This window comes from Lysobacter sp. 2RAF19 (assembly GCF_052115395.1).
Taxonomy (GTDB): domain Bacteria; phylum Pseudomonadota; class Gammaproteobacteria; order Xanthomonadales; family Xanthomonadaceae; genus Noviluteimonas.
Genome location: NZ_JBFRGO010000003.1, coordinates 91482 through 113775, shown reverse-complemented (window position 1 = coordinate 113775; position 22294 = coordinate 91482). Strand labels below are relative to the sequence as shown.

25 protein-coding genes are annotated in these 22294 nt (G+C 67.1%); 11 read left to right on the top strand and 14 right to left on the bottom strand.

Annotation, left to right across the window (positions count from 1 at the left end; genetic code table 11):
• Positions 1–44: 44 nt before the first annotated feature.
• A complete protein-coding gene (locus AB4059_RS11945; protein ID WP_498979196.1) occupies positions 45–539 on the bottom strand; it encodes an FKBP-type peptidyl-prolyl cis-trans isomerase in 495 nt (164 codons plus the stop codon).
• Positions 540–622: 83 nt separating this feature from the next.
• Between AB4059_RS11945 and AB4059_RS11940 the strand changes: the two genes are divergently transcribed.
• A complete protein-coding gene (locus AB4059_RS11940) occupies positions 623–1207 on the top strand; it encodes a C40 family peptidase (RefSeq protein ID WP_498979195.1) in 585 nt (194 codons plus the stop codon).
• 196 nt (positions 1208–1403) lie between these two features.
• A complete protein-coding gene (locus tag AB4059_RS11935) occupies positions 1404–2009 on the top strand; it encodes a C40 family peptidase (protein WP_498979694.1) in 606 nt (201 codons plus the stop codon).
• Between the two features lie 51 nt (positions 2010–2060).
• Here AB4059_RS11935 and AB4059_RS11930 read toward each other — a convergent pair whose 3' ends face one another.
• Entirely contained in the window at positions 2061–2525 is a 465-nt protein-coding gene (locus AB4059_RS11930) for an acyl-CoA thioesterase (protein WP_498964367.1), read from the bottom strand.
• Positions 2526–2644: 119 nt separating this feature from the next.
• Here AB4059_RS11930 and AB4059_RS11925 point away from each other — a divergent pair, with 119 nt between their 5' ends.
• Both AB4059_RS11925 and bla read left to right on the top strand, forming a co-directional pair.
• A complete protein-coding gene (locus AB4059_RS11925; RefSeq protein WP_498979194.1) occupies positions 2645–3076 on the top strand; it encodes a hypothetical protein in 432 nt (143 codons plus the stop codon).
• 11 nt (positions 3077–3087) lie between these two features.
• The gene (gene bla / locus AB4059_RS11920; RefSeq protein WP_498979193.1) at positions 3088–3984 is read left to right on the top strand and encodes a subclass B3 metallo-beta-lactamase; all 897 of its coding nucleotides are present in this window, start codon (positions 3088–3090) and stop codon (positions 3982–3984) included.
• Between the two features lie 412 nt (positions 3985–4396).
• On the opposite strand, the gene AB4059_RS11915 is transcribed toward bla, so the two are convergent.
• Positions 4397–4843: a GNAT family N-acetyltransferase gene (locus AB4059_RS11915; protein ID WP_498979192.1), complete on the bottom strand. Its 447-nt coding sequence runs from the start codon at positions 4841–4843 to the stop codon at positions 4397–4399.
• Positions 4840–6168 carry a dicarboxylate/amino acid:cation symporter gene (locus tag AB4059_RS11910; protein WP_498979191.1) on the bottom strand — a complete coding sequence of 443 codons (1329 nt, stop codon included), beginning with the start codon at positions 6166–6168 and terminating at the stop codon, positions 4840–4842. Before AB4059_RS11910 ends, AB4059_RS11915 begins: the two co-directional genes overlap by 4 nt.
• 118 nt (positions 6169–6286) lie before the next feature.
• Here AB4059_RS11910 and AB4059_RS11905 point away from each other — a divergent pair, with 118 nt between their 5' ends.
• The gene (locus AB4059_RS11905; RefSeq protein WP_498979190.1) at positions 6287–7909 is read left to right on the top strand and encodes an alkaline phosphatase; all 1623 of its coding nucleotides are present in this window, start codon (positions 6287–6289) and stop codon (positions 7907–7909) included.
• A 9-nt stretch (positions 7910–7918) separates the two neighbouring features.
• Here the strand turns inward: AB4059_RS11905 and AB4059_RS11900 are convergent, their stop codons facing one another.
• Complete coding sequence (locus AB4059_RS11900) at positions 7919–8509, bottom strand: methyltransferase (protein WP_498979189.1); 591 nt, start codon at positions 8507–8509, stop codon at positions 7919–7921.
• Positions 8510–8527: 18 nt separating this feature from the next.
• On the opposite strand from AB4059_RS11900, the gene AB4059_RS11895 reads away from it, so the two are divergent.
• Positions 8528–8962: a CopD family protein gene (locus AB4059_RS11895; protein ID WP_498979188.1), complete on the top strand. Its 435-nt coding sequence runs from the start codon at positions 8528–8530 to the stop codon at positions 8960–8962.
• Between the two features lie 9 nt (positions 8963–8971).
• Here the strand turns inward: AB4059_RS11895 and AB4059_RS11890 are convergent, their stop codons facing one another.
• From AB4059_RS11890 to AB4059_RS11880, 3 genes are all read right to left on the bottom strand, one after another.
• Positions 8972–9895 (bottom strand): sensor domain-containing protein, encoded by a 924-nt coding sequence (locus AB4059_RS11890; RefSeq protein WP_498979186.1) that lies wholly within the window; start codon positions 9893–9895, stop codon positions 8972–8974.
• The gene (locus AB4059_RS11885) at positions 9892–10272 is read right to left on the bottom strand and encodes a PadR family transcriptional regulator (RefSeq protein ID WP_498979184.1); all 381 of its coding nucleotides are present in this window, start codon (positions 10270–10272) and stop codon (positions 9892–9894) included. The genes AB4059_RS11890 and AB4059_RS11885 overlap by 4 nt, the downstream gene beginning before the upstream one ends.
• Positions 10273–10358: 86 nt before the next feature.
• A complete protein-coding gene (locus tag AB4059_RS11880) occupies positions 10359–11060 on the bottom strand; it encodes an arylesterase (RefSeq protein WP_498979182.1) in 702 nt (233 codons plus the stop codon).
• A gap of 67 nt (positions 11061–11127) precedes the next feature.
• Between AB4059_RS11880 and AB4059_RS11875 the strand changes: the two genes are divergently transcribed.
• The 4 genes from AB4059_RS11875 (at position 11128) to AB4059_RS11860 (ending at position 15642) form a co-directional block, all read left to right on the top strand.
• Entirely contained in the window at positions 11128–11811 is a 684-nt protein-coding gene (locus AB4059_RS11875; protein WP_498979181.1) for an ABC transporter ATP-binding protein, read from the top strand.
• Entirely contained in the window at positions 11808–14306 is a 2499-nt protein-coding gene (locus AB4059_RS11870) for an ABC transporter permease (protein ID WP_498979180.1), read from the top strand. The genes AB4059_RS11875 and AB4059_RS11870 overlap by 4 nt, the downstream gene beginning before the upstream one ends.
• A gap of 37 nt (positions 14307–14343) precedes the next feature.
• On the top strand, positions 14344–15258 hold the full coding sequence (locus AB4059_RS11865) for a peptidylprolyl isomerase (RefSeq protein WP_498979179.1): 915 nt from the start codon (positions 14344–14346) through the stop codon (positions 15256–15258).
• An 87-nt stretch (positions 15259–15345) separates the two neighbouring features.
• Positions 15346–15642, top strand: a complete 297-nt coding sequence (locus AB4059_RS11860) for a hypothetical protein (RefSeq protein WP_498964338.1) — start codon at positions 15346–15348, stop codon at positions 15640–15642.
• Positions 15643–15645: 3 nt separating this feature from the next.
• Here the strand turns inward: AB4059_RS11860 and AB4059_RS11855 are convergent, their stop codons facing one another.
• From AB4059_RS11855 to AB4059_RS11830, 6 genes are all read right to left on the bottom strand, one after another.
• A complete protein-coding gene (locus AB4059_RS11855; RefSeq protein ID WP_498979178.1) occupies positions 15646–16485 on the bottom strand; it encodes a hypothetical protein in 840 nt (279 codons plus the stop codon).
• Between the two features lie 11 nt (positions 16486–16496).
• A complete protein-coding gene (locus AB4059_RS11850; RefSeq protein ID WP_498979176.1) occupies positions 16497–17279 on the bottom strand; it encodes a hypothetical protein in 783 nt (260 codons plus the stop codon).
• Between the two features lie 67 nt (positions 17280–17346).
• Positions 17347–18195: a hypothetical protein gene (locus AB4059_RS11845; RefSeq protein WP_498979175.1), complete on the bottom strand. Its 849-nt coding sequence runs from the start codon at positions 18193–18195 to the stop codon at positions 17347–17349.
• An 11-nt stretch (positions 18196–18206) separates the two neighbouring features.
• On the bottom strand, positions 18207–19025 hold the full coding sequence (locus tag AB4059_RS11840) for a hypothetical protein (protein ID WP_498979174.1): 819 nt from the start codon (positions 19023–19025) through the stop codon (positions 18207–18209).
• 23 nt (positions 19026–19048) lie between these two features.
• Entirely contained in the window at positions 19049–19390 is a 342-nt protein-coding gene (locus AB4059_RS11835) for a hypothetical protein (protein ID WP_498979173.1), read from the bottom strand.
• A gap of 102 nt (positions 19391–19492) precedes the next feature.
• Complete coding sequence (locus tag AB4059_RS11830; RefSeq protein ID WP_498979172.1) at positions 19493–20377, bottom strand: DUF2785 domain-containing protein; 885 nt, start codon at positions 20375–20377, stop codon at positions 19493–19495.
• A gap of 95 nt (positions 20378–20472) precedes the next feature.
• Between AB4059_RS11830 and AB4059_RS11825 the strand changes: the two genes are divergently transcribed.
• Positions 20473–22281 carry a DUF885 domain-containing protein gene (locus AB4059_RS11825; RefSeq protein ID WP_498979171.1) on the top strand — a complete coding sequence of 603 codons (1809 nt, stop codon included), beginning with the start codon at positions 20473–20475 and terminating at the stop codon, positions 22279–22281.
• Positions 22282–22294 lie beyond the last annotated feature (13 nt).

The window sequence follows — 22294 nt, the reverse complement described above, 5'->3', positions numbered from 1 at the left end:
CCGGTCAGGGCCGGAAGTCAGTGGGACGACAGGCCCGAGCCGTTTTAATGATGGTGGCCGCCATCGCCGTGCACGTGGCCGTGCTCCAGCTCTTCGGCGCTGGCTTCGCGCACGTCGACGATCTCCACGTCGAAGTGCAGGTCCTTGCCGGCCATCGGGTGGTTGAGGTCGACGTCGACCACGCTCATGCCGACCTTCTGGATCGTCACCGCGCGCGGGCCGAAGTTGGTGTTGAGCACCACCTGCATGCCCGGGGCCAGGCGCTGGTTGCCGAAGTGCTTCTTCGGCACGCGCTGGCTCAGGCCTTCCTTGATCTCGCCGTAGGCATCGGCCGCGGCCACGTCCACGCCGAACTTGTCGCCGGCCTCGTGCCCTTCCATCGCCTTCTCCAGGCCCGGGATGATGTTGCCGTGGCCGATCAGGATCGCGAGCGGGTCGCGGTCGGCCGAGGACTCGATCGGCGTTTCGCCCGCTTCGTGGGCGGTGCGCTCGTTGACGGTGTAATGGAAGCGGACGACGCGGTCTTTTTCGATCTTCATCGGGGTTCCGGTGGCCTGGCGATGCGCAGGCACGATGGGGGCGCTTGCTAGCGCCGCGTGAAAGCGGCCAAACTCGCCGGCGAATGAACGCCGAACGCAGCACGGCCCGCGGGGTCGCGCATTATCCGGGCATCCCGGCACCCGCGCCAGCGCGGGTCCGCCCACTCCTTCTTTTGTTGGCGACGGTGCTGCTCGCGTCGTGCGGCGGCGGGCCGGCGGTGCGCGCGCCCGCGCCGAGCGCGCGCGTCGCGATGCCGCGCAGCTGGCCGGTCATCGAACCGGCCGATCCGGCCCGCGCCAACGCCGTGTTGATGCGCGCCATCGGCCTGGTCGGCACGCCGTATCGCTGGGGCGGCAACACCCCCGAAGGCGGCTTCGATTGCAGCGGCCTGGTCAATTACGTCTTCCACGACATGGCGGCGGTGCAGTTGCCGCGGACCTCGCGGGATCTGGCCGCATCGGGCGGGCCCAAGGTCGACGTCGATCGCCTGGCCGCGGCCGACCTGGTGTTCTTTTCCAGCGGCAGCACGGTGACGCACGTGGGCATTTATGTCGGCGAAGGGCGCTTCGTCCACGCCCCGAGTACCGGTGGCACGGTCCGCCTGGACCACCTCGACGGCCCTTACTGGGCCCAGCATTACGCCGGTGCCCGCCGGGTCCTGCGCTAGGGCGCATTCAGAAAATCAAGCGGCCGTGGCACGTGGATGAATACGAAGACCGGTCACGAATCTTGCATGGGTTCACGCCGCGCTAACGATTTTTGAACCTTCACCCGGTCGTCAGCCGGTAAGGTCGCCCGGACTTCGATTCAGTGATGGCTTCGTGACGACCAACGCGACAACTGGCCAAACCGCCACCACCGCCCTGCGCATCCGCGCGGGCGCGCTCCGTTTCCTGTGTGCCGCCGCGCTTTGCGTCGCCGCCACCAATGCTTTCGCCCAGGACGCCAATGTCGTGGCGGCCGGCACGCAATCGGCCGTGCAGCTCGATACCCCGATCAAGATGGCCGCGCCCCTCAAGGTGCGCCCGATCTTCGGCGACTTGGCCGAACTGGATCCCAACGCCGTCCTCGACCAGCAGCAGAAACCCAAGCTGACCGAACGCATCTCCGGCGTCCTCAGCAAGGCGATGTCGCTGCTCGGCACGCCCTATCGCTGGGGCGGCGAGTCCACCGACGGTTTCGATTGCAGCGGCCTGGTCGGCTACGTCTATCGCAGCGTGCTGGGCATGGAACTGCCGCGCGTCTCGCGCCAGATGGCCACCACGGGCGAAGCGGTCGATCGTTCGTCGCTGGCGCCGGGCGACCTGGTGTTCTTCGGCCTGCGCGGCCGCGTGACCCACGTCGGCATCTACGTCGGCGAAGGCCGCTTCCTGCACGCGCCGAGCCGCGGCAAGGACGTGCGCGTGGACAGCCTGGCCTCGAGCTACTGGTCGGGTCGTTACCTGCAGGGCCGCCGCGTCGCGATGTGATCGCATCGCGCAACCCGCATCGAAGGCCGCCGGAAGGCGGCCTTCTGCATTTCAGGGGGGCGCCGCCGGGTCGCGCACGGCCTGCATCATCCGGTCGGCTTCCTCGGCCATCGCGCGGTCCTCGTCGGTGGCCGGCACCCACGGCGGCACGGGCACCGGCTTGCCTTCGACGCCATCGAGCGCCACGAACACGATGATGCAATGGGTACACAGGCGCCCTTCCCCGCCCATGGGGTCGCGGGCGCGCACGTCGACGGCGAACTGCATCGAACTGGTGCCCGTGCGCGCGAGCGTCGCCGACACCGTCACCAGGTCGCCGATCCGCACCGGCGCGACGAAGCGGATGCCACCGACCGCGACGGTCACGCAGTACTTCCCGGCCCACCCGACCGCGGCGGCATAGCCGGCCTGGTCGATCCACTTCATCACCACACCGCCGTGCACCTTGCCGCCGTAGTTGACGTCGGAGGGTTCGGCGAGGAAGCGCAGGTTGAGGGTGCGTTGGTGTCCGGCCATGGTGCGGGGATCCGATGACGGAGGCGACGGCGAGTCTACGCCGCTCCGTGCGAAGGACGTCTTGCAGGCCGCGCGGGCGCACGTGCATGCTGATGCCACTGCGTGCGGAGTGACGAGGAATGGGCAAGGCGATCGTGCAATGCGTGCTCGGCGTGCTCGCCGGCCTGGTGGTGATGTACATCGTCATCGCGGGCGTCGAATACGGCAGCCATCTGCTGTATCCCCCGCCGAAGGGCTTGGATCCGACACAGACAGCCAATCTCGCCGCGATCCTTGCGGCCGCGCCGTTCGCAGCGCTCGCCATGCTCGTGCTCGCGTGGGTCGCCGGCGCATTCGCCGGCGGTTGGGTCGCCGCGAAGATCTCGCGCGCATGGCCGCGCACCGCATCGGTCGTCGTCGCGCTCTTCGTCCTGCTCGGCGTGATCGGGATGATCCTGATCGTGCCGAATCACCCGACGTGGGTGGCGATCCTCGGCATCGTCCTGCCCGTTCCGATGGCCTTGCTGGGCGCGCGGATCGCGCGTCCGCGGCAAGCTGTTTCCGTCACCTGATTCCCATCTCCATGCAGACTCTGTTTCGCGCGACGCGCATCGCCGTCGCCCTGCTGTCGTTTTCGACGCTGTCGTCCTTCGCCGCCGACGCCCCGCCGCGCGAGAAGCCCTTGCCGCAGTCGGGCGCGTACGAAGTGCCCGATGCCTGGCGACAGCCGATCGCACCGCTGCAATTGGCGGACCACACCTGGTACATCGGCACCGAATCGATCAGCGCGATCCTGGTCGTGACGCCCGAGGGCGCGCTGCTGATCGACGGCGGCATGCCGCAGGCCGCCGAGATGTTGCTCGCCAACATGCGCAAGGTCGGCGTCGCACCGAATCAGTTGCGCTGGCTGCTGGTCTCGCACGCGCACGCCGACCACGCCGGCCCGGTGGCCGCGCTGCGGCGCGCGACCGGCGCGCGCGTCGTCGCCAACGCCGAATCCGCGGCGATGCTCGCCAGGGGCGGCACCGACGACATCCATTTCGGCGACGGCATCACCTTCCCGCCTGCGCAGGTCGATCGTTATCTGCAGGACGAGGAAGTCGTCGAGTTGGGCGCCATGCGCCTCACCGGGCATTTTACGCCGGGGCACACGCCGGGCAGCACGAGTTGGACGTGGACGGACACGAAGGACGGCAAGCCGCTGCGGATCGCGTACGTCGACAGTCTCAGTGCGCCTGGTTACAAGTTGATCGGGAATGCGCGGTTTCCGCGGATCGTGGAGACGTACAAGCACACGTTCGATGTCGTGCGTGGGTTGCCGTGCGATGTCTTGTTGACGCCGCATGCGGATGCGAGCGGGTGGGCGCCGGCGGATGCCGCGCATCCGCATCCCTCGCCCATGTCTTGTGTCGAGTATGCGGATGGGGCTGAGGCTAAGTTCGATGCCGAGGTTGCGAAGCAGCGTTCTGCGACTCGCTGAGGATTCGTGGTAGAGCGCGCCTGGAACCGATTGGCGCGCCGCCGGGAACGTGGAGAGTTCCAAATTTTTTTGGGAAAAAAATTTGAAACTCTCCACGCTGCGGCATGACCTTGCGGGTCGCTTCGATCAAGGGGTTTTCGCCCGAGCCGTCACTGGGGGCTGCAAAGCAAGCTTTGCAGGGAGCCGATCGTTTTCGTCAAAAAGCGAAGGGCCGCGCTTCGCTTCGCTCTCAATGATCGGCTAGTGCGAAGCTTGCTTCGCACTCAAGAATTAACGCTCGAGCGAAAGCGCCCTGATCGAAGCGACCCTGATGGTGATGCCCCAGCGTGGGGAGTTTCAAATTTTTTTCCCAAAAAAATTTGGAACTTCACACGTTCGGGCGGCGCGCCAATGATCCTGAAGCGGGCGTTCCCTACAACCCCAGATGCCGGTAGCTCTTAAGCCCCCCAGCCTCCATCACATACTCCATGTTCACCGCAACAGGCGCGCTTTCAACGAACCCGAACTTCGCATAGAGATACTTGGCATCCCCATCGGCCACCAAAGTGACATAAGCCGACGGCGGCACATTCCCCAACAACCAGGCATCGAGCGCAGCCATCACCCGCCGCCCCAACCCTTGCCCCTGCAACTCCGGAACGATCGCGATATCCACCACGGTGAAGAAACACCCGTTGTCCCCGATCACCCGCCCCATCCCGACGACTTCGCCGTCGCGCTCCAACCGCACCCCGTACAACGTATTCGGCAACGCACGCTCCGCCGCATCGCGCGACTTCGCATGCATCCCCGCCGCCGCGCGCACGCGCAGGTAATCGTCGACATCAGGAAACCGCTCGACGAGAACGATGTCACTCATGTCGGCTCCCGAACCGCATGCTCCACCCCGACATTGCTCGACGCCGCCTCGTACACCGTGCGGTCGAGCAAGCCCGTTTCCTTCGCCACCAACACCGGCACCAACATCTGGCCGGTGACGTTGGTCATCGTGCGCATCATGTCCAGCACCCGGTCGATCGCGTACAGATAGCCGATCGCCTCCAGCGGCAAGCCCGCGGCGCTCAACACCACCGTCGCCATGATCACGGCCGTTCCGGGCACGCCCGCCGTGCCGAAGCTGCCGAGCACCGACGCCAGCGCGATCGTCACGTACGTGCCCGCGTGCAACTCGATGCCCGAATACTGCGCGATGAACACCGCCGCCAGCGCCGGATAGATCGCGCCGCAGCCGTCCATCTTGATGCTTGCGCCGAGCGGCACGGCGAAGGCCGCGTAATCCTTGTCGACGCCGTGGTTGTGTTCGACCGCGCGCAGTGAAACGGGCATCGCCGCGAAACTGCTGGAAGCGATGAAGCCCACCTGCATCGCGGGCGCCGCGCCGCGGAAGAACTTCAGCGGGTTGAGCCCGTGCAGGAGCAGCAGGGCGCCGTAGACGACCACGATCTGCACGATGCACGCGATGAACAGCGCGATGACGAAATTCCCCAGCGGCAGCAGCTTCTCGAAACCGTAGGCGCCGACCAGGCCCGCGATCAGGCCGAAGGTGCCCAGCGGCGTGAACTCCAGCACGAAGCGCGTGACCTGGATCATCGTGTCGTTCGCTTCGCGCGCGAGCAGGCGCAGGTTCGTCGCCTTCTCGCCGAGCTTCACGAACGCGAAGCCGATCAGGCCCGCGAAGAAGATCACCTGCAGGATCGTGGAATTGCTCGGCACGATGACGCTGGTGCCGTCGGCCGTCTTGCCCGCGGCGGTGGCCGACAATGCGCGGAAGGGATTCTGCGGCACGATGTTGAGCAACACGTCGAGCGGGCCGGGCACGTCTTTCGGCGTGTAATCCGATGCGATCGCCAGTGCGCCGACGCCGACGCCCGGCTGCACGATCCAGCCCACCGCCAGGCCCACGGCCACCGCGAGCACGGCGGTGATCGCGAACCACGCGAAGGTGCGCCCCGCGAGCGCGGCGATCGACTTCTGCCCGTGCAATGCGCCGACCGCGTTGATCACCGCGAACAACACCAGCGGGATCGCGATCATCTTGATCAGGTTGACGTAGATATCGCCCAGCGGTTGGAACCACCGCTCGGCCGCGGGCCCCAGCAGCCAACCGGCGAGCGCGCCGAGCACGAAGCCGGCGAGCACGCGCTGCCAGAAGGGAATCCGCAACCAGCCTGCAACCAGTGCCATTGCACCATCCACGAAAAAGTCGAACGCCGACCATAGCCGAGCGGCCGTCCCGGTCGCGAGAGCATGGGCGGAACACCGGCGTTCCGTATCATCGCCTTCCCTCATCGCCGCTCGCCCCATGCGCCTATCGCCCCTCGCCCTCGCCGCGCTCCTCACCGCCTGCGCCAGCACGCCCGGCACGCCACCGGCCGTGGCCGTGCCGCACGCCATCGACGTCCCGCAGGTCCGCCATCCCGACGGCGAAACGGCCGCCTGGTGGTATCGCGCCGGCGCCGCGCGCGCGGCCGGCAACGGTGCGATGCGGGGCCATGCGCGCAACGTGATCATTTTCCTCGGCGACGGCATGAGCCTGCCGACGGTGGCCGCCGCCCGCATCCTGGCGGGCCAGCGCGCGGGCAACCCCGGTGAGGAAACGCTGCTGTCGTTCGAGGAATTCCCGAACACCGCGCTCAGCCGCACTTACAACACCGACTACCAGACGCCCGATTCGGCCGGCACGATGACGGCCATCGCCACCGGCGTGAAGACGCGCCTGGGCGTCATCGGCATCGGGCCGGGCAACGCACGCGGCGATTGCGCCGCGGTGAAGGACAACACGCTGTTGAGCATCGTCGAACTGGGTGAGTCGGCGGGGCTGTCGACCGGCGTGGTCACGACCACGCGGCTCACGCACGCCACGCCGGCCTCGGTCTTCGCACACGGGCCCGATCGCAATTGGGAAGACGACAGCTATCTTCCGGCGGCGAAGGCGGCCGCGGGGTGTCGCGACCTCGCCGCGCAATTCGTCGACTTCGATTTCGGCGACGGTATCGACATCGCACTCGCCGGCGGCCGCGCGAAGTTCACGCCGAACACGCTGCCCGATGCGCTCGATCCCGCGCTGAAAGGCATGCGCAAGGACGGCCGCAACCTGGTCGACGAATGGAAGGCGAAGTATCCCGACGGCACCTATGTCGTGGATTCGACGCAATTGGCGCAAGCCGGCGATGCACCGCGCGTGCTCGGCTTGTTCGCGCCGCAGCATCTGGCGTACACGGCCGATCGCAAGGTCGGCGGGCCGGAGCCGACGCTCGCGGACATGACGCGCGCGGCGATCGCGCACCTGCAACACAATGCGAAGGGCTACGTGCTGCTCGTCGAAGGCGGGCGCATCGACCACGCGCACCACGACGGCAACGCGCGCCGCGCGCTCGAAGAAACCATCGCGTTCTCCGACGCCGTGCGCGCCGCCGACGAAAACACCAGCGACGACGACACGCTGATCCTGGTCACGGCCGACCACGCGCACACGCTATATTTCGCGGGTTACCCCAAGCGCGGCAATCCGATCCTCGACAAGGTCCGCGGCATCAGCGGCGAGGATTCGGCGGGCAGCGAATACGCCGTCGACAAACTCGGCCAGCCCTACACGACGCTGGGCTACGCCAATGGCCCGGGCGCGCCGAAAGCCGGTGCGCCGCGGCCGGACCTGGACGATGTCGACACCGAAGCGGTCGATTACCTGCAGCAGGCGCTGGTGCCGCTCGGCGCGGAAACGCACGGCGGCGACGATGTCGGCGTGTGGGCGAAAGGCCCGGGCGCCGACGCAGTGCGCGGCAGCGTCGAGGAAAACGTGTTGTTCCACTTCCTCGTGCAGGCCACGCCCGCATTGCGCGAACGCCTGTGCGCGGCGAACACCTGCAATGCCGATGGCGTCCCGGTGGAACTGCCGAAGCCGGCGGACTTCAAGCCTGCGCGATAAGCGCCGGCGCTAGCCGATCTCCAGCGCCGTCGCGCGTTCTTTGAGCGACGGCGACAACCACAGGTGCGACCCCACCTGGGCGAAACCCAGCGCGTCGAAGCGTTTGCGGTAGAACGACGCCGGCCGATCCTGGAAGTCGTGCTCGTCGCCCACCGCGTGGTCTTCGCGCGCGAAGGTTTCCAGGAACGCGACGCCGCCGCACAGGTCCGCCAGGCCTTGCAGGCCGCGATCGAGTTCGCGCGTGGGCAGGTAGTGCAGCACGTCGCTGCAGACCAGCAAGTCGGCCGGCGCGCAGGGCCGCAGGTGTTCGAAGTCGCCGAAGCGCGCCATGTGCAGGTTGCGGCTGCGGCCGTAGCGACGCACCGCGTAGTCGCTCGAATCGAAGGCGAGATAGCGCAGGCCGGGCCGCAGCTTCAGCAACGGTGCGCGCCAGACGGCTTCGCCCGCGCCGATGTCGAGCACGGTGCGGATCGGGCGCTCGAGGTGGTATTCGGCGGCCGCGACAGCCATTGCCACCTTGCGTGCGAGACGGGCCCGATCGCCGATGCCGCCCCGGCGGTACCAGCGATCGAAGTATGCTTGGTCGTAATTCTTTTCCATCCCGCGATGCTAACGCCCATGACCCACGATCTGCTCATGTACAACGTGACGAAGACCGCCCACCTGGTTTTCGTCATGGCCTGGATGGGCGGCGTGTTCTACCTGCCGCGCATCCTGGTGAACATCGCCGAAGCCGGGGACGCGCCCGCCGTGCGCGAGCGCCTGCTGTTGATGGGCCGGCGCCTGTACCGCTTCGGGCACGTGATGTTCGGCCTGGCCTTCGTGCTGGGCCTGACCTTGTGGCTGCACTTCCACATGGCCGGCGGCTGGCTGCACGCGAAACTCACCCTCGTCGCGCTGATGCTGCTGCACTACTCGTTGGCGGGGCGTTGGCTCAAGGGCGTGGCGAAGGGCAAGCCGCTGCCCTCCCCGACCGCGTTGCGCTGGTTCAACGAAGTGCCGGTGTTCCTGTTGATCGGCATCGTGTACCTGGTGCTCGCCAAGCCCTTCTGAAGCCGGCGATCACGCGTACTGCGCGCTTTTCACCAGCAGGTGCTTGGCGAGCAGGCCGTGCATCTTGCCGATGCCGCGCGCCAGGTGCAGCGTGCCGAAGAGCAGCGCGATGCCGGTGACGAACACGATCGGGTATTGCCACCAGCCCAGCGTGTAAGTCAGGTCCAGGTGGTTGATGTACCAGTTGTCGAACGCGCCGAAACCGAACGCCAGGGGCGCGAGCACGAGCGACACCGCCACCGTCAGCAAGGTCACCATCAGGGTGAAGTACAGGATCCCGAGCGGCAGCATCGCGACCATGTAAAGCAGTGTCGACCACGTGCGCGGATCGGAGAACATGTCGTTGATGCGGTCGATCCAGCCCTTCCCGCGCGCCGAATACAGCGGGCGGCGCGGCATGCGTTCGCCGAGCATGGTTTCGACGATGCGGCCTTCGACCAGCGAGAGCACGCGCACCGAGCCGAGGAACAGGATCGCAACGGGAATGCCGATGATCAGGATCGACAGGCCCGCCGAAAGCGACAGCCCGACGACGACCCACGTGAAGTAGAAGATGCCGGTCGCCAGCGCGAGGACCGAATAGAACAACGCGCCGTAGGTGCGCGGATCGGCGGCCACGCCGAAGAACTTGCCGAGCGCCGATTCCCGCGGCGCCGGGCGCGGCTGGCGCAGTGCGGTCTGCACGCGCACTTCGGTGTCGCGGTAGATGTCGGCGACCTCGTGCGGCGCACCGTAGCTGCCGGCGACCGACGCGATGATGTCGGCCTCGGGCATGCCGGGGTTTTCGGCGAGTTCCGAGCGCAGGTATTCCTCGGCGTCGTACAGCGCGTCCTGCACCAGCGCGGGGTCGGACCCGGCGAGCGCTTCGCGCAACTGCTCGAGATATTCGGGGATGGAATGCGGCAGGCGTGCGCTGGAGTCGAACGCGTTCATGGCAAGAGTCCTTCGAGGACGGAGTCGACGGAAGTACGGGTGGCGCGCCAGGCGGCGGTCCATTCGGAAAGCGCGGTGCGGCCGGTGGGCGTGATCGCGTAATAGCGGCGCGGCGGGCCGGCCACCGAGGGCTCGACATGGCTGGCGAGGAAGCCGGCGTTCTCGAGATTGCGCAGCACCGGGTACAACGCGCTCTGCTTGCCGCTGAGCACGCCCTCCCCGCTGCGTTCGAGGGTCTTGGCGATCTGGTAGCCGTACATCGGCCCCGGCGCGGTGGCGAGCACGGCCAGCAGGGCGAGCGAAACGGTGCCCGCGCTCAGCTCGCGCTGGAACTTGCGCAGGGCTTGGTCGAGGGCATCACGGTCGGGGGTGTCCATCGCTGGCCGGTGGTCACTAGGTTGAAGCGCAGACTAGTGCGCAGTTCGATCTAGTGAATGTGCCACTAGTCACCCACCCCGGGGGACTACTTCAGCATCGGCCCCAGGGTCTTCCACACGTGGTCCCGCAGCTTGGGTTGTGCGCTCGCCACCGGGTGGAGGTTGTCGTCCTGGAAATTCGCGCGGTCGCCGGCGATGGGTTCCAGCAAGAAGGGGACGAGCGGTACGGCGTACTGCTTGGCGAGCGCGGTGTAGTTGCCTTCGAATCCTTGCGTGTATTCGCGGCCGTAGTTCGGCGGCATGCGCATGCCCACCAGCAGCACCTGCGCGCCGGCGGTCTTCGATGCCTTGATCATGCGTTCGAGGTTGACCCGAGTCTGCGCCAGCGGCAGCCCACGCAGCCCGTCGTTGGCCCCGAGCGCGATGACGACGAGCCTGGGTTGCACGCGCTTGAGTTCGCCGTCGATGCGCGCCGCGCCACCGGCGGTGGTTTCGCCGCTGATGCTCGCGTTCACCACGCGCCAGGCGGGCTTTTCCTTCGCGATGCGGCCGGCGGTCAACGCCACCCACCCTTGCGACGCCGCCAGGCCATAGGCGGCCGACAGCGAATCGCCCATCACCAGGACCGCGCGCTGTGCCGTCGCCGACGTCTTCGCGGGCGCGGCGGCATGCAGCGGCGCGAACACGCCCAGGCACAGGGCCAACGTCGCGAACATGCGGGCGAAGCTGCGCGAGGGACCGATGGCCCATTGATTCACGCCGATGGCTGCCGCATAAGCTTTGAACATCCCCCGCTCCTTCGCATGGTTCGCACCCAGCATGGCCGATTCCGTTGGACTGCGCGCTGAAAGCCGCATGCATGCCCCCACCTCCCCCGTTGCGCTCGATGTCCGTGGCCTCGGCAAGACCGTCCCGCTGCCCGACGGCGCGCTGACGATCCTGGAGGACGTGTCCTTCACGGTCGAACGCGGCGATGCGGTCGCGATCGTCGGTGCATCGGGTTCGGGCAAGAGCACGCTGTTGTCGCTGCTCGCGGGGCTCGACACGCCCAGTTCGGGCAGCGTGCACCTGGACGGCCAATCGCTCTCGACGCTCGACGAGGACGGCCGCGCGCGCGTGCGCGGCGAAAAGGTCGGCTTCGTGTTCCAGGCCTTCCAGTTGCTGCCCACGCTGACGGCGCTGGAAAACGTGATGCTGCCGCTGGAACTGCGCGGCGATGCCGATGCGCAGGCCCCCGCGCGGCGCATCCTCGAAAAAGTCGGCCTGTCCGCGCGCCTCGGGCATTACCCGCGGCAACTCTCCGGCGGCGAGCAACAGCGCGTCGCACTCGCGCGCGCATTCGTCACGCAACCGGCGCTGCTGTTCGCCGACGAACCCACGGGCAATCTCGACACGCACACCGGCCAGGCGATCATCGACCTGCTGTTCGCGCTCAACGCCGATGCGGGCACCACGCTGGTGCTGGTGACGCACGACGAACACCTCGCGTCGCGCTGCCGCCACCAGATCCGGCTCGACAGCGGGCGCCGCATCGCATGAATCCGCTCGTGCTGGCGTGGCGACAACTGCGCCGCGATTTCGCCTCCGGCGACGTGCGCATCCTCTTCGTCGCGCTCATCCTGGCGGTGGTCGCGATCACCTCGGTGGGCTTCGTCACCGATCGCGCGGGCCGCGCACTGGCGCAGGAAGCGAACCGTTTGCTCGGCGGCGATGCCGTCGTGCGTTCGGATGCGCCGATCACCGGTGCGGTGCGCGCTGCGGCGCAAGCGCCGGGGTTGCAGCACGCACAAACCGTCGAATTGCGCAGCATGGTGCGCGTGGGCGAGCGCCTGCAGCTCGGCGAGTTGCGCGCGCTGGATTCGCAGTTCCCCTTGCGCGGCACGTTCCGGCTCGTCGACCGCATCGGTGGCCCGGAACGCGACGCGCGCGGCGGTCCCGCGCCCGGCACGGCGTGGATGACCGTCGCCGGTGCGCAGACGCTCGATGCCAAGGTCGGCGATGCACTCACCATCGGCGATGCGCACTTCCGCATCGCCGCACTCGTCGCGCAGGAACCCGACGCCGCGTTCGACTACTTCAACACCGCACCGCGCGTGGCGATCCACCTCGCCGACCTCCCGAAGACCGGCCTGGTGCAGGAAGGCAGTCGCCTCGGCTATCGCCTCGTTGTCGCGGGAGACGGGCCTTCGGTGGCGCGCTTCCTCGAAACGGCGCGCACGCATCGCGACCGCGGCCAGCGCATCGAAACGATCGAAGACGCGCGGCCGGAGATGCGTTCTGCACTGGATCGCGCGGGGCGCTTCCTCGGGTTGGCGGCGCTGGTGTCGGTCATCCTCGCGTCGATCGCCGTGGCGATGGCCGCGCGCCGGCACAGCGCACGGCATCTCGACGGCAGCGCTGTCATGCGTTGCCTGGGCGCGCAACAGCGCACGCTGGTCGCCGTGCACCTGGGCGAATTGACGTGGCTGGGGTTGATTGCGTGCACCGTCGGCGTCGCGATCGCGTTCGCATTGCAATGGGCGGTCGGCGAATGGCTCGCGCGCGTCCTCGCCATTGCGATCCCGCCAGCCGGGTGGTTGCCGGCCTTGCAGGGTTACGCCGTGGGGATGATCGTGTTGATCGCCTTCGGTGCGCCACCGGTGCTGGCATTGCGACGCGTCCCGGCGCTGCGCGTGTTGCGCCGCGATCTGGATCCGACAGAACCGAGTGCGTGGATCGTGGGCGTGGCCGCGTTCACCGGTCTTGCGGCGCTGCTGTGGTGGAAAGCCGAATCGCCGACGCTCGCCATCGCGATGCTCGGCGGGATCGCGGGCACCTTGCTGGTGCTGGCCTTGCTCGCCTGGGCGATGATCTTCATCGTGCGCAAGGTGCGCACGCGCCTGCGCGGCAGCCTGCGCTACGGGCTTGCGAACGTGGGGCGCCGCGCGGGCACGGCGGTCGCGCAGGTTTCGGCGCTGGGCCTTGGCTTGATGGCCTTGTTGTTGCTGACCTTCGTGCGCACCGACCTGCTCGATCGCTGGCAACTTTCGCTCGCCGAAAACGCGCCGAACCGCTTCATCCTCAACGTGCAGCAGGACCAGCTCGCGCCGGTGCGCGAGTTCGTCACCTCCAGCGGGCTCGCCGCGCCGACGCTGTATCCGATGGTGCGCGCGCGCCTGCTGGATCGGAACGGCAAGGCGGTGAGCGCGAAGGACTACCCCGACAAACCCGACATGCAACGCCGCGTCGAACGCGAGTTCAATCTCTCCTTCGGCAGCGCACTGCGCGACGACAATCGCCTGTCGGCCGGCACGTTCTGGGGCGATCGCGTTCCGAAGTCGCCGGAGTTGTCGGTCGAACAGAACTTCGCCGATTCGCTGGGATGGCGACTCGGCGACCACGTCACCTTCGACATCGCCGGCCAACCCTTTTCCGCAAGGATCACGAGTTTCCGCGAAGTCAGTTGGGACAGTTTCCGGCCGAACTTCTTCGTGCTCGTTTCGCCCGGCGCACTCGACGGCTATCCGGCGAGTTGGATCACCGCCGTGAGCGTGCCCAAATCGCAGCCGCGCTTCACCGCGCAGCTCGTCGAGCGTTTTCCGAACCTCACCGTCATCGACATCGAAGCCACGCTCGCGCAGGTGCGCGCCACCGCCGACCAGGTCTCGGTGGTCGTGCAGGTGGTGTTCTGGTTTTCGCTCGCGGCCGGCATCCTCGTGTTGCTCGCTGCGATCAGCGCCAGCCAGGACGAGCGCCTGCTCGAAGGCGGCGTGATGCGCGTGCTCGGCGGCAGCCGCAGGCAATTGCGCCTGGCGCAGGCCTCGGAGTTCGCGGCCATCGGGTTGCTGTCGGGGCTGGTGGCGGCGATCGCCGCGTCGGTGCTCGCCGGCGTGCTGTCCGAGCGCGTCTTCGGGCTGCCGTGGGAACCCAATTGGGCGCTGGCCGCGGCCGGCGGCGGCATCGGCCTGGTCGCGGCCCTGGTCACGGGGCTGGCCGCCACGCGGCGCGTGGTCGACGTGCCGCCCTCGGTCGTGTTGCGGGAACTGCAGCAATAGCCGCAGACTCCGGCGAACACTTACGCCGGAGTTCCGCATGCGCTTGCACGTCAGCTCGCTGGCCCTGTCCCTGTCGCTCGCACTCGCCTGCGCGGCCGCGCACGCCGCCGATGCACCGGCGAAGGTGCCCTCGATGCAGGAGATCCTCGACGCCTCGCCGAAGTCCGACTGGCGCACGCTGGATCCGGATCGCACGCTGTACATGCAGTTGCCCGCCGGCCGCGTGATCATCGAACTCGCGCCGACCTTCGCGCCCGAACACGTCGCCAACATCCGCACGCTCGCGAAGGAAGGTTACTGGGACGGCCTGTTCGTCATTCGTTCGCAGGACAACTACGTCGCGCAATGGGGCGACCCCGAAGAAGACGCGGCGAAGCAGCGCAAGCGCGGGACCGCCAAGCCCAAGTTGCCGGCCGAGTTCGAACGCAGCGCGACCGGCCTCTCCTTCGACCGCCTGGCCGACAGCGACGGTTGGGCGCCGCAGGTCGGGTTCTCCGAAGGGTTTCCCGCCGCGCGCGACCCGGCAGCAGGCAAGGCGTGGCTCGCGCATTGCTATGGCATGGTCGGTGCCGGGCGCGACGTGGCCGCCGACAGCAGCGACGGCACGTCCCTGTACGCGGTGACCGGCCAGTCGCCGCGCATGCTCGATCGCAACATCACCCTCGTGGGCCGCGTGGTCCAGGGCATCGAGTTGCTGAGCGTGCTTCCGCGCGGCACCGGGCCGCTGGGCTTCTACGAAGACCCGAAGCAGTACGTGCCCATCGCATCGGTGAAGCTCGCCAGCCAGGTGCCCGAAGCGGAGCGCACGAAGCTCGAGCTGTTGCGCACCGACAGCAAGACCTTCACGACCCTGGTCGAATCGCGCCGCAACCGGAAGGACGAGTGGTACAAGCGCCCCGCCGGCCACATCGATCTGTGCAACGTGCCCCTGCCGGTGCGTGCGCCGAAGTAGCCCGCTTTCGCAGGCCGGTCGTCACGCGTTTTTAGCTTCCGGCTCCCTAGCCTCATCGGCAGTCCCCCACTGCCCCAGAGGCCAGCGATGCCTACCATGCGACTGCGTGTCACCGGCAGCGAAGACGACGCGCGCGCGATCATCAACCTGCTGCAAAGCCTCGATGGCATCGAGCATGTCGAGGAAGTGGCGGACCTGATGCCGCACATGGACGACGCCGACTCCAGTTCGGCCGGGCTGAGCGACCTGCGCAGCGGCGCGGACGTCCACGAAGTCGAGATCGAAGCGCCGAACGACTCGACCGCGCGCAAGGTCCGCGAGACGGTGGAGGCGCTGGCCTTCGACCTGGATGTCCTCGCCGAATTCGACGAGGACGAAGACTGAGCTTCAGTCGTTGATGATGTCGAACAGCAGCGGCGCGATCGCGTCGCTCGCGCTGCATTGCGTCGCGTAGTCGATTTCGTCCTCGCCCGAGAAACTGCTCGCCGACGTGGCGCGGTCGCAGGACATCGCGCAACTGCCCGAGGCGCCGGCTTCGCTCGAGAGGATTGCATCCGGCGGCAACAGATTGTGCAGGTATTGATCGGGCACGAAACTCGACGCGATCGTATCGGCATGGATGTAACTTCCGTTGGCAGCGGCGGCGCCCTCGACGAGCGCGCCGTTCTCGAGCCACACCGACGTCGCGCTGATGATGCTCGTCGGAAGCACCCGGCTTGAAACGACCGCCTGTTCGCCGAGGATCGGCCGCGTGTACAGCAGATACTCCAGTGCGTTGGCATGTTCCGGTGCATAGCCTGCCCGGTTCTCGCGCCCGGCGTCGATGGCGCTGTAAAAGGCCCCCGGCACGCTGATGAACGACGGGTCGGCGCGAATGGCGTAGATGTGGACGGCGCGTATCTGCGTGGAGCGCCGATGTTCGAGGTGGCGCTGCGCGAACCGCAGCGCCTGTTCGCGATCGGCCGTCGTGCTCACCCACGCGACCCCGATGACCTGGGCGGTACTGGTGCAGGGCGCACCGGACGTCAGCGTCAGGAGGCTTTCGTTGCTGCCGCGCGAGTTGAACCCCGCGCCGAACGCAATCGCGGGCGTTGTCGTGTGAACCCGGTACACGATGCGGATCTGGGTGGACGGATCGAAGCCGGGGTTGATCTGCGCGGCGGCCGGCAACGCCATCGCGCACACCAGGAGCGCCAGTAACGAACGGAAGACCGAGGACACTTGCATCGCACGATTCCTCAGTCGTTGATGATGTCGAACAGCAGCGGCGCGATCGCGTCGCTGGCGCTGCATTGCGTGGCGTAGTCGATGTCGTCTTCGCCGGAGAAACTGCTCGCCGAGTTGTTGCGGTCGCAGGACATCGCGCAACTGCCCGAGGCGCCGGCTTCGCTCGACAGGATTGCGAACGGTGGCAAAAGACTCGGAAGGCGGTGATCGGGCACGACGCTCAACGCGGCCGTATCGGCAGCGACGTAACTTCCGTTGGGAATGGTAGTGCCTTCGACGAACGCGCCGCTGTCGAGCCAGAACGGGGTCCCGCTGATGATGCTTATCGGATGCACCCGTGCGGCGACGACCGCCTGTTCGCCGAGGATCGGACGCGTGTACAGCAGATACTCGAGCGCGTTCGCATGTTCGGGCGCGTAACCGGCACGGTGCTCGCGGCCGGCGTCGATCGCGCTGTAGAAGGCGCCCGGCACGCTGATGAATGATGCATCGGCGCGGACGGCGTAGACGTAGACGGCTTGGCGCGCCGTCGAGCGTCGATTTTCGAGGTGTCGCTGCGCGAAGCGCACCGCTTGCGCGCGGTCGGCGGTCATGCCCACCCACGCGGTCCCGCTGATCGGAGACGTACTGACGCACGAATCACCCGCCGTCAGCGCAAGGAGGTTTTCGTTGGCGCCGCGTGCACGGAACCCCGATGCGAATACGCTCGCCGACGAGGTCCCCTGGACGCGGTACACGATGCGGATCGGCGTCGAGGGATCGAAGCCGGGATTGATCTGCGCCGTGGCAGGCATCGCCGTCGCGCAGAAAAGCACGGCCAGGAGCGGCCGGAGAGCCAAAGACAGTTGCAAACGCAATTCCTCAGTCGTTGATGATGTCGAACAACAGCGGCGTCATCGCGTCGCTCGCGCCGCAGACCGCCGCGTAGTCCATCTCGTCGGAGAGCGAAAAACTGCTCGCCGACGTCGCGCGATCGCAGGACAGGGCGCAGCTGCCCGACGCCCCGGCTTCGCTCGACAGGATCGCGGCGTGCGGCAACAGCGCCGGCAGATTCCAATCGGACACGATGTTGATCGCAGCCGTCGAAGGATCGTTGACGTAACCGAAGTTGACGGTAGGCGCGCCATCCTCGACCAACACGCCGTCCTCCAACCGCAGTGGCGAGGCCATCGAGATGTTGCGTCCGCGCACGCGCGGGGCGACGACGCCCCGTTCGCCGAGGATCGGTCGGGTGTAAAGCAGGTACTCCAGCGCGTTCGCATGCTCCGGCGTGTAACCGGCGCGCGCCCCGCGCCCAGCGTCGATCGCGCTGAAGAAGGCGCCGGGAACGCTGATGAAGTCGGCATCGGCGCGAATGGAGTAAAGATAGACGGGATTCCCGCGCGCGCCCGGCGGCAAGCTTGCGAGGTGCCTGCGCGCGAACCGGAGCGCCTGCGCGCGATCGGTCGTCATGGCCACGAAGGCCGGGGCTTGCGGTGTGGGCGCGTTGTTGCACGGCGCGCCGGATGTCAGTGAGAGCAGGTCTCCCACCGTGCCGCGCGGAGTGAAGCCATCCGTGAACGCGTCGTACGGCGATGTGAAATCAACACGGTACACAACCCGGATCGGCGTCGCGGGGTCGAAGCCTGGGTTGATCTGTGCGGCTGCCTGCAACGCTGTCGTGAATAGCACCAGCGCCAGGAACGAGCGGAGGAAAATACACCGTTGCATCGCGCAATTCCTCAGTCGTTGATGATGTCGATGAGCAATGGCGTGAACCCGCGACGCACCTTTGATTGCGCGGAAGGGGACGCGGCTGCGTGCTGGCTGCGCGACTGGACTCCCGCGCCATCGCAGGTCATCGAGCAGGAGCTATTGCTGTCGGAGTCGCTGCCGCTGTCGTAGCCCACGCGAATCGACGCCGCGGGAACGAAGACCTGCAGGTCGGCGACGACATCGCTGGCCTCGGTGTCGAGCGGCCGGTACCGGGTGTTGAAGACAGCCGGCTCTTCGATGAAATCGTCGCTCGCATCGAAGAACACCCTTTCCGCACTGAAGATGTTCGCGGGCGCCACGTGATGCGCGACGACTTCTTCCTCGCCGCCGATCACGGTGGTGTACAGCAAATGTTCGAGCGTCCGTGCCTGCGCCGCGTCATAGCCTTGTTGCCCCGCATGGCCGGCGGCCACGACGCGACGCATGACCCCACGCACGTCGACGTAGGTGTGGTCGGCGCGGATCGTGTAGATGTACATCGCGTGCTGCGGGCCGCTCCCGGGGATGCCTTCCAGGTGGCCCATCGCGAATCCGGTGGCAGTCTCGCGTCTGGCGCTCGTGCTGACCCAGGTGCTGGCGCGCGCGGGATCGGTTTCCTCGCACGACCCGCCCAGCGTGTGGGCGAGCAGATCCATGTTCGCGCCACGGCCCTGGAAGCCCGTGTCGAAGATCTCGTGCGGTGGCCGCGAGTCCGCGCGATAGACGCGCGTGATCGGTTGTGCGAGGACGCCGAATGCGGAGAGCAGCAGGCAAGCCGCCAGCATCTTCGAAAGAATACGGGACATGGCGGCGGGATCCGTCGTTCGTATCAGCGGTAGATGTGCAGTTCGTCGATGTCGTCGCAATAGGGGTAGTTGTGGTCGTAGGCGCGCACCCTGTAGCCACCCGCCATCGCCGTCATCAGCAATTTGTACATGGCCTGGCCGCGGGGCCAGTCCAGGTTGTAAGACCTGTTCAGTGAATATTGGTTACCGTTGTCGATCTTGAAATAGATCGCGTCGCCGCCATCGGGCCCCAAGCCCCAGATGTCGACGTAACCGATCTTGACCTCCGCTACACGGCGATCCTGGAAGCACATCTGCTGCGCCTGCGCCGAAAGCACAGGCCAAATCGCGAGGGCCACCACAAACAAAATCAGGATCCGCTTCATCGATCTCTCCGTGACGATGTGTAAGGTGCACACATCGTGCGGAGGCCGCATCACTCCCTCAACGCGCTAGCGTCTTGCGAAGCGCGCGATTCGTCCCTCGCGTTACGGTATCGCTTTCAAGCCCGCGACGACCGGTGCTTCGAGCGCCTGCAGTTGCGGGTCGTCGCTGCGATCGGTTTCGAGATACAGGGACGTCAGGAAGGCCAGCAGGTCGTGTCGGCGCAGCAGCCATCCGTTGTCGTTGAACTCTTTCGAGTCGCCGAGCCGGCCCGCCAGCGCGACGAACCACGCTTCCCACTCGGCGGCCGTATGCAGCTCGCGCTTGGCGATGAACATCACCGGCCGCGCGAGGCGCCCCGGTTCGCCATAGATGTACGCGTGCGAGGAAGTAGGCACTACCTGCGTCGCGATGGCCGCGAGCATCCTGTCGAGTTGGCCGCGATCGAGCGCCGGATTCAGCGCGAGCTGCATCAGCCAATCGCTGCCGTGCGCGACGCCGTGCCGCCAGCCTTCCTTGTCGTCGAACCCACGATAGTCGCTCACCGATTCGAGGAAACGCGACGCGGCTTCCACCATCGCGCCGCGTTCTTCCGGCGTCATCCACGGCTTGATGCGATCGGTGCGCGCGACTTCCGACAACACCAGGGCGTCGAAGGGTCGGCGGAAGCCATCGGCATCATCGCCCTGCAGCCCGGCATACAAACGATCGCGCAGCGCACGCAACCCGGCTTCGTCGATCTCGCCCGCACGCATCCAATGCGCGAGCGCTTCGTATGCGATGCCGTCGCGCAAGGCCGGATCGGCCTCGCCGAGGCAATCGACCAGGCCTTCGGCAAGCGCCTGTCGTTCGGCCGCATCGGGCACGGTCCACTTCAGGACCTTGAGCGCCTCGAGCTGCTCGCGTGTCTTGCCTTCAGGAGGACAGTCGGCGCGCGCCGGCGCGATGCACACACCGAACAACAGGACGACGGCCAGCAATGCACGCATGGAAGGCTCCCCGAGTTTGCGGCCAGCCTAGCAGCCGATGCGCACGGGCGCGCGGGCCTTTATGCTCGGGCCCTCCCTCCTGCCGGCCCTTCTCCATGCGCCACAGCCTGATCGCCGCTGCCGTCCTTTCCGCCACCCTCGCCGCCTGCCAGGGCCAGGCGCCCACCGCACCGGCGGACGGCAACGCCGCAACGGCGGCCTCCACCGAACAGGCCGACGCGAAGTTCCATGCGCTCTCCAAGCGCTGGCTCGACGAATGGATGCGCCTGAACCCGGTGAGCGCCACGCAGATCGGCGACCACCGCTTCGATGCGACGCTCGACGATTACTCGGCCGCCGGCCGCCAGGCGCAACTGGACTTCAACAAGAAACTGCTCGGCGAACTGGACGCGATCGACCAGAAGGCGCTCTCGCGTGACATGCAAGTCGACTTGTTGTTGCTGAAGAACCAGGTGCGCGGCGACATCTTCACGCTCGACACGCTGCAAGCCTGGGCCTGGGATCCGCAGCTATACAACAACCTCGCCGGTGGCGCGCTGTACAACCTGATGGCGCGCGACTTCGCGCCGATGCCCGAGCGCCTGAAGTCGGCGACCGCGCGCATGGAGAAGCTGCCGGCGTTGTTCGCGCAGATGCGCGAGAACCTCGACCCGGCGCGCGTGCCGAAGATCCACGCCGAAACCGTGGCGAAGCAGAACGCGGGTGTCGTCGACCTCGTCGATCAGTTCATCGTGCCCGCCGCCGGCCAGCTGCAGGGCGAAGACCGCAAGCGCCTGGACGCCGCCATCGTCGGGTTGCGCAAGGCCGTCGCCGATCAGCAGAAGTGGCTCGACGCCATCCTGGTGCCCAACGCGAAGGGCGACTTCCGCATCGGCGAAAAGCTGTACGACCAGAAGTTGCAGTTCGCACTGATGTCCTCGCTCTCGCGCGCGGAGATCAAGCAGCGCGCGGAATCCGAACTCAAGCGCGTGCGCGGACAGATGTACGGCATCGCGCGCACCGTGCTGAAGGACAAACCCAACGCGCCCGCGCTGCCGGAAGCGCCGACCGACGATCAACAGCAGAAGGCCATCGAAGCCGCGCTCGAACTCGCCTACGCCGATCGCCCCAAGCGCGAGGACGTGGTCGCCTTCGCCAAGCAGGCGGTGGCCGACGCGACGAAGTTCACGCGCGAGAAGCAACTGGTCACCGTGCCCGATGCACCGGTCAAGGTCATCCTGATGCCGGAATTCCAGCGCGGCGTGTCGGTCGCGTATTGCGACTCGCCGGGCCCGCTCGACAAGGGCCTCGACACGTATTACGCGATCTCGCCGATCCCCGACGACTGGACGGCTGCGCAGGTCGATTCGTTCCTGCGCGAATACAACAGCCGCATGATCCACCTGCTGTCGATCCACGAAGCGATGCCGGGGCATTACCTGGAAGGCGCGCATTCGGGCGAAAACAAGGATCTGCTGCGCGGCGTGCTGCGCTCGGGCCTGTTCGCCGAGGGCTGGGCCGTCTACACCGAAGACATGATGGCCGACGCGGGCTACATGAATAACGATCCCCTCTTCCGCCTGGTGCAGCTGAAGTTCTACCTGCGCACCATCGGCAACGCGATCCTCGACCAGGGCGTGCACGTCGAGAACTGGTCGCGCGAGCAGGCGATGGACCTGATGATCCGCCAGACCTTCCAGCAGGAACGCGAAGCGGCGGGCAAGTGGGTGCGCGCGCAATTGACGTCCGCGCAGTTGCCGACCTACTTCGTCGGCGCCTCGGAACACTTCGACCTGCGCAAGGCGTGGGAAGCCAAGCAGGGGGCGAAGTTCAACGCGAAGGCCTACCACGACCAGGTGTTGTCCTACGGCGCGCCGCCGGTGCGCTTCGTCAGCGAGCTGATGCTGGACAAGCCGATCGAGTAATCGCCCGCGATGG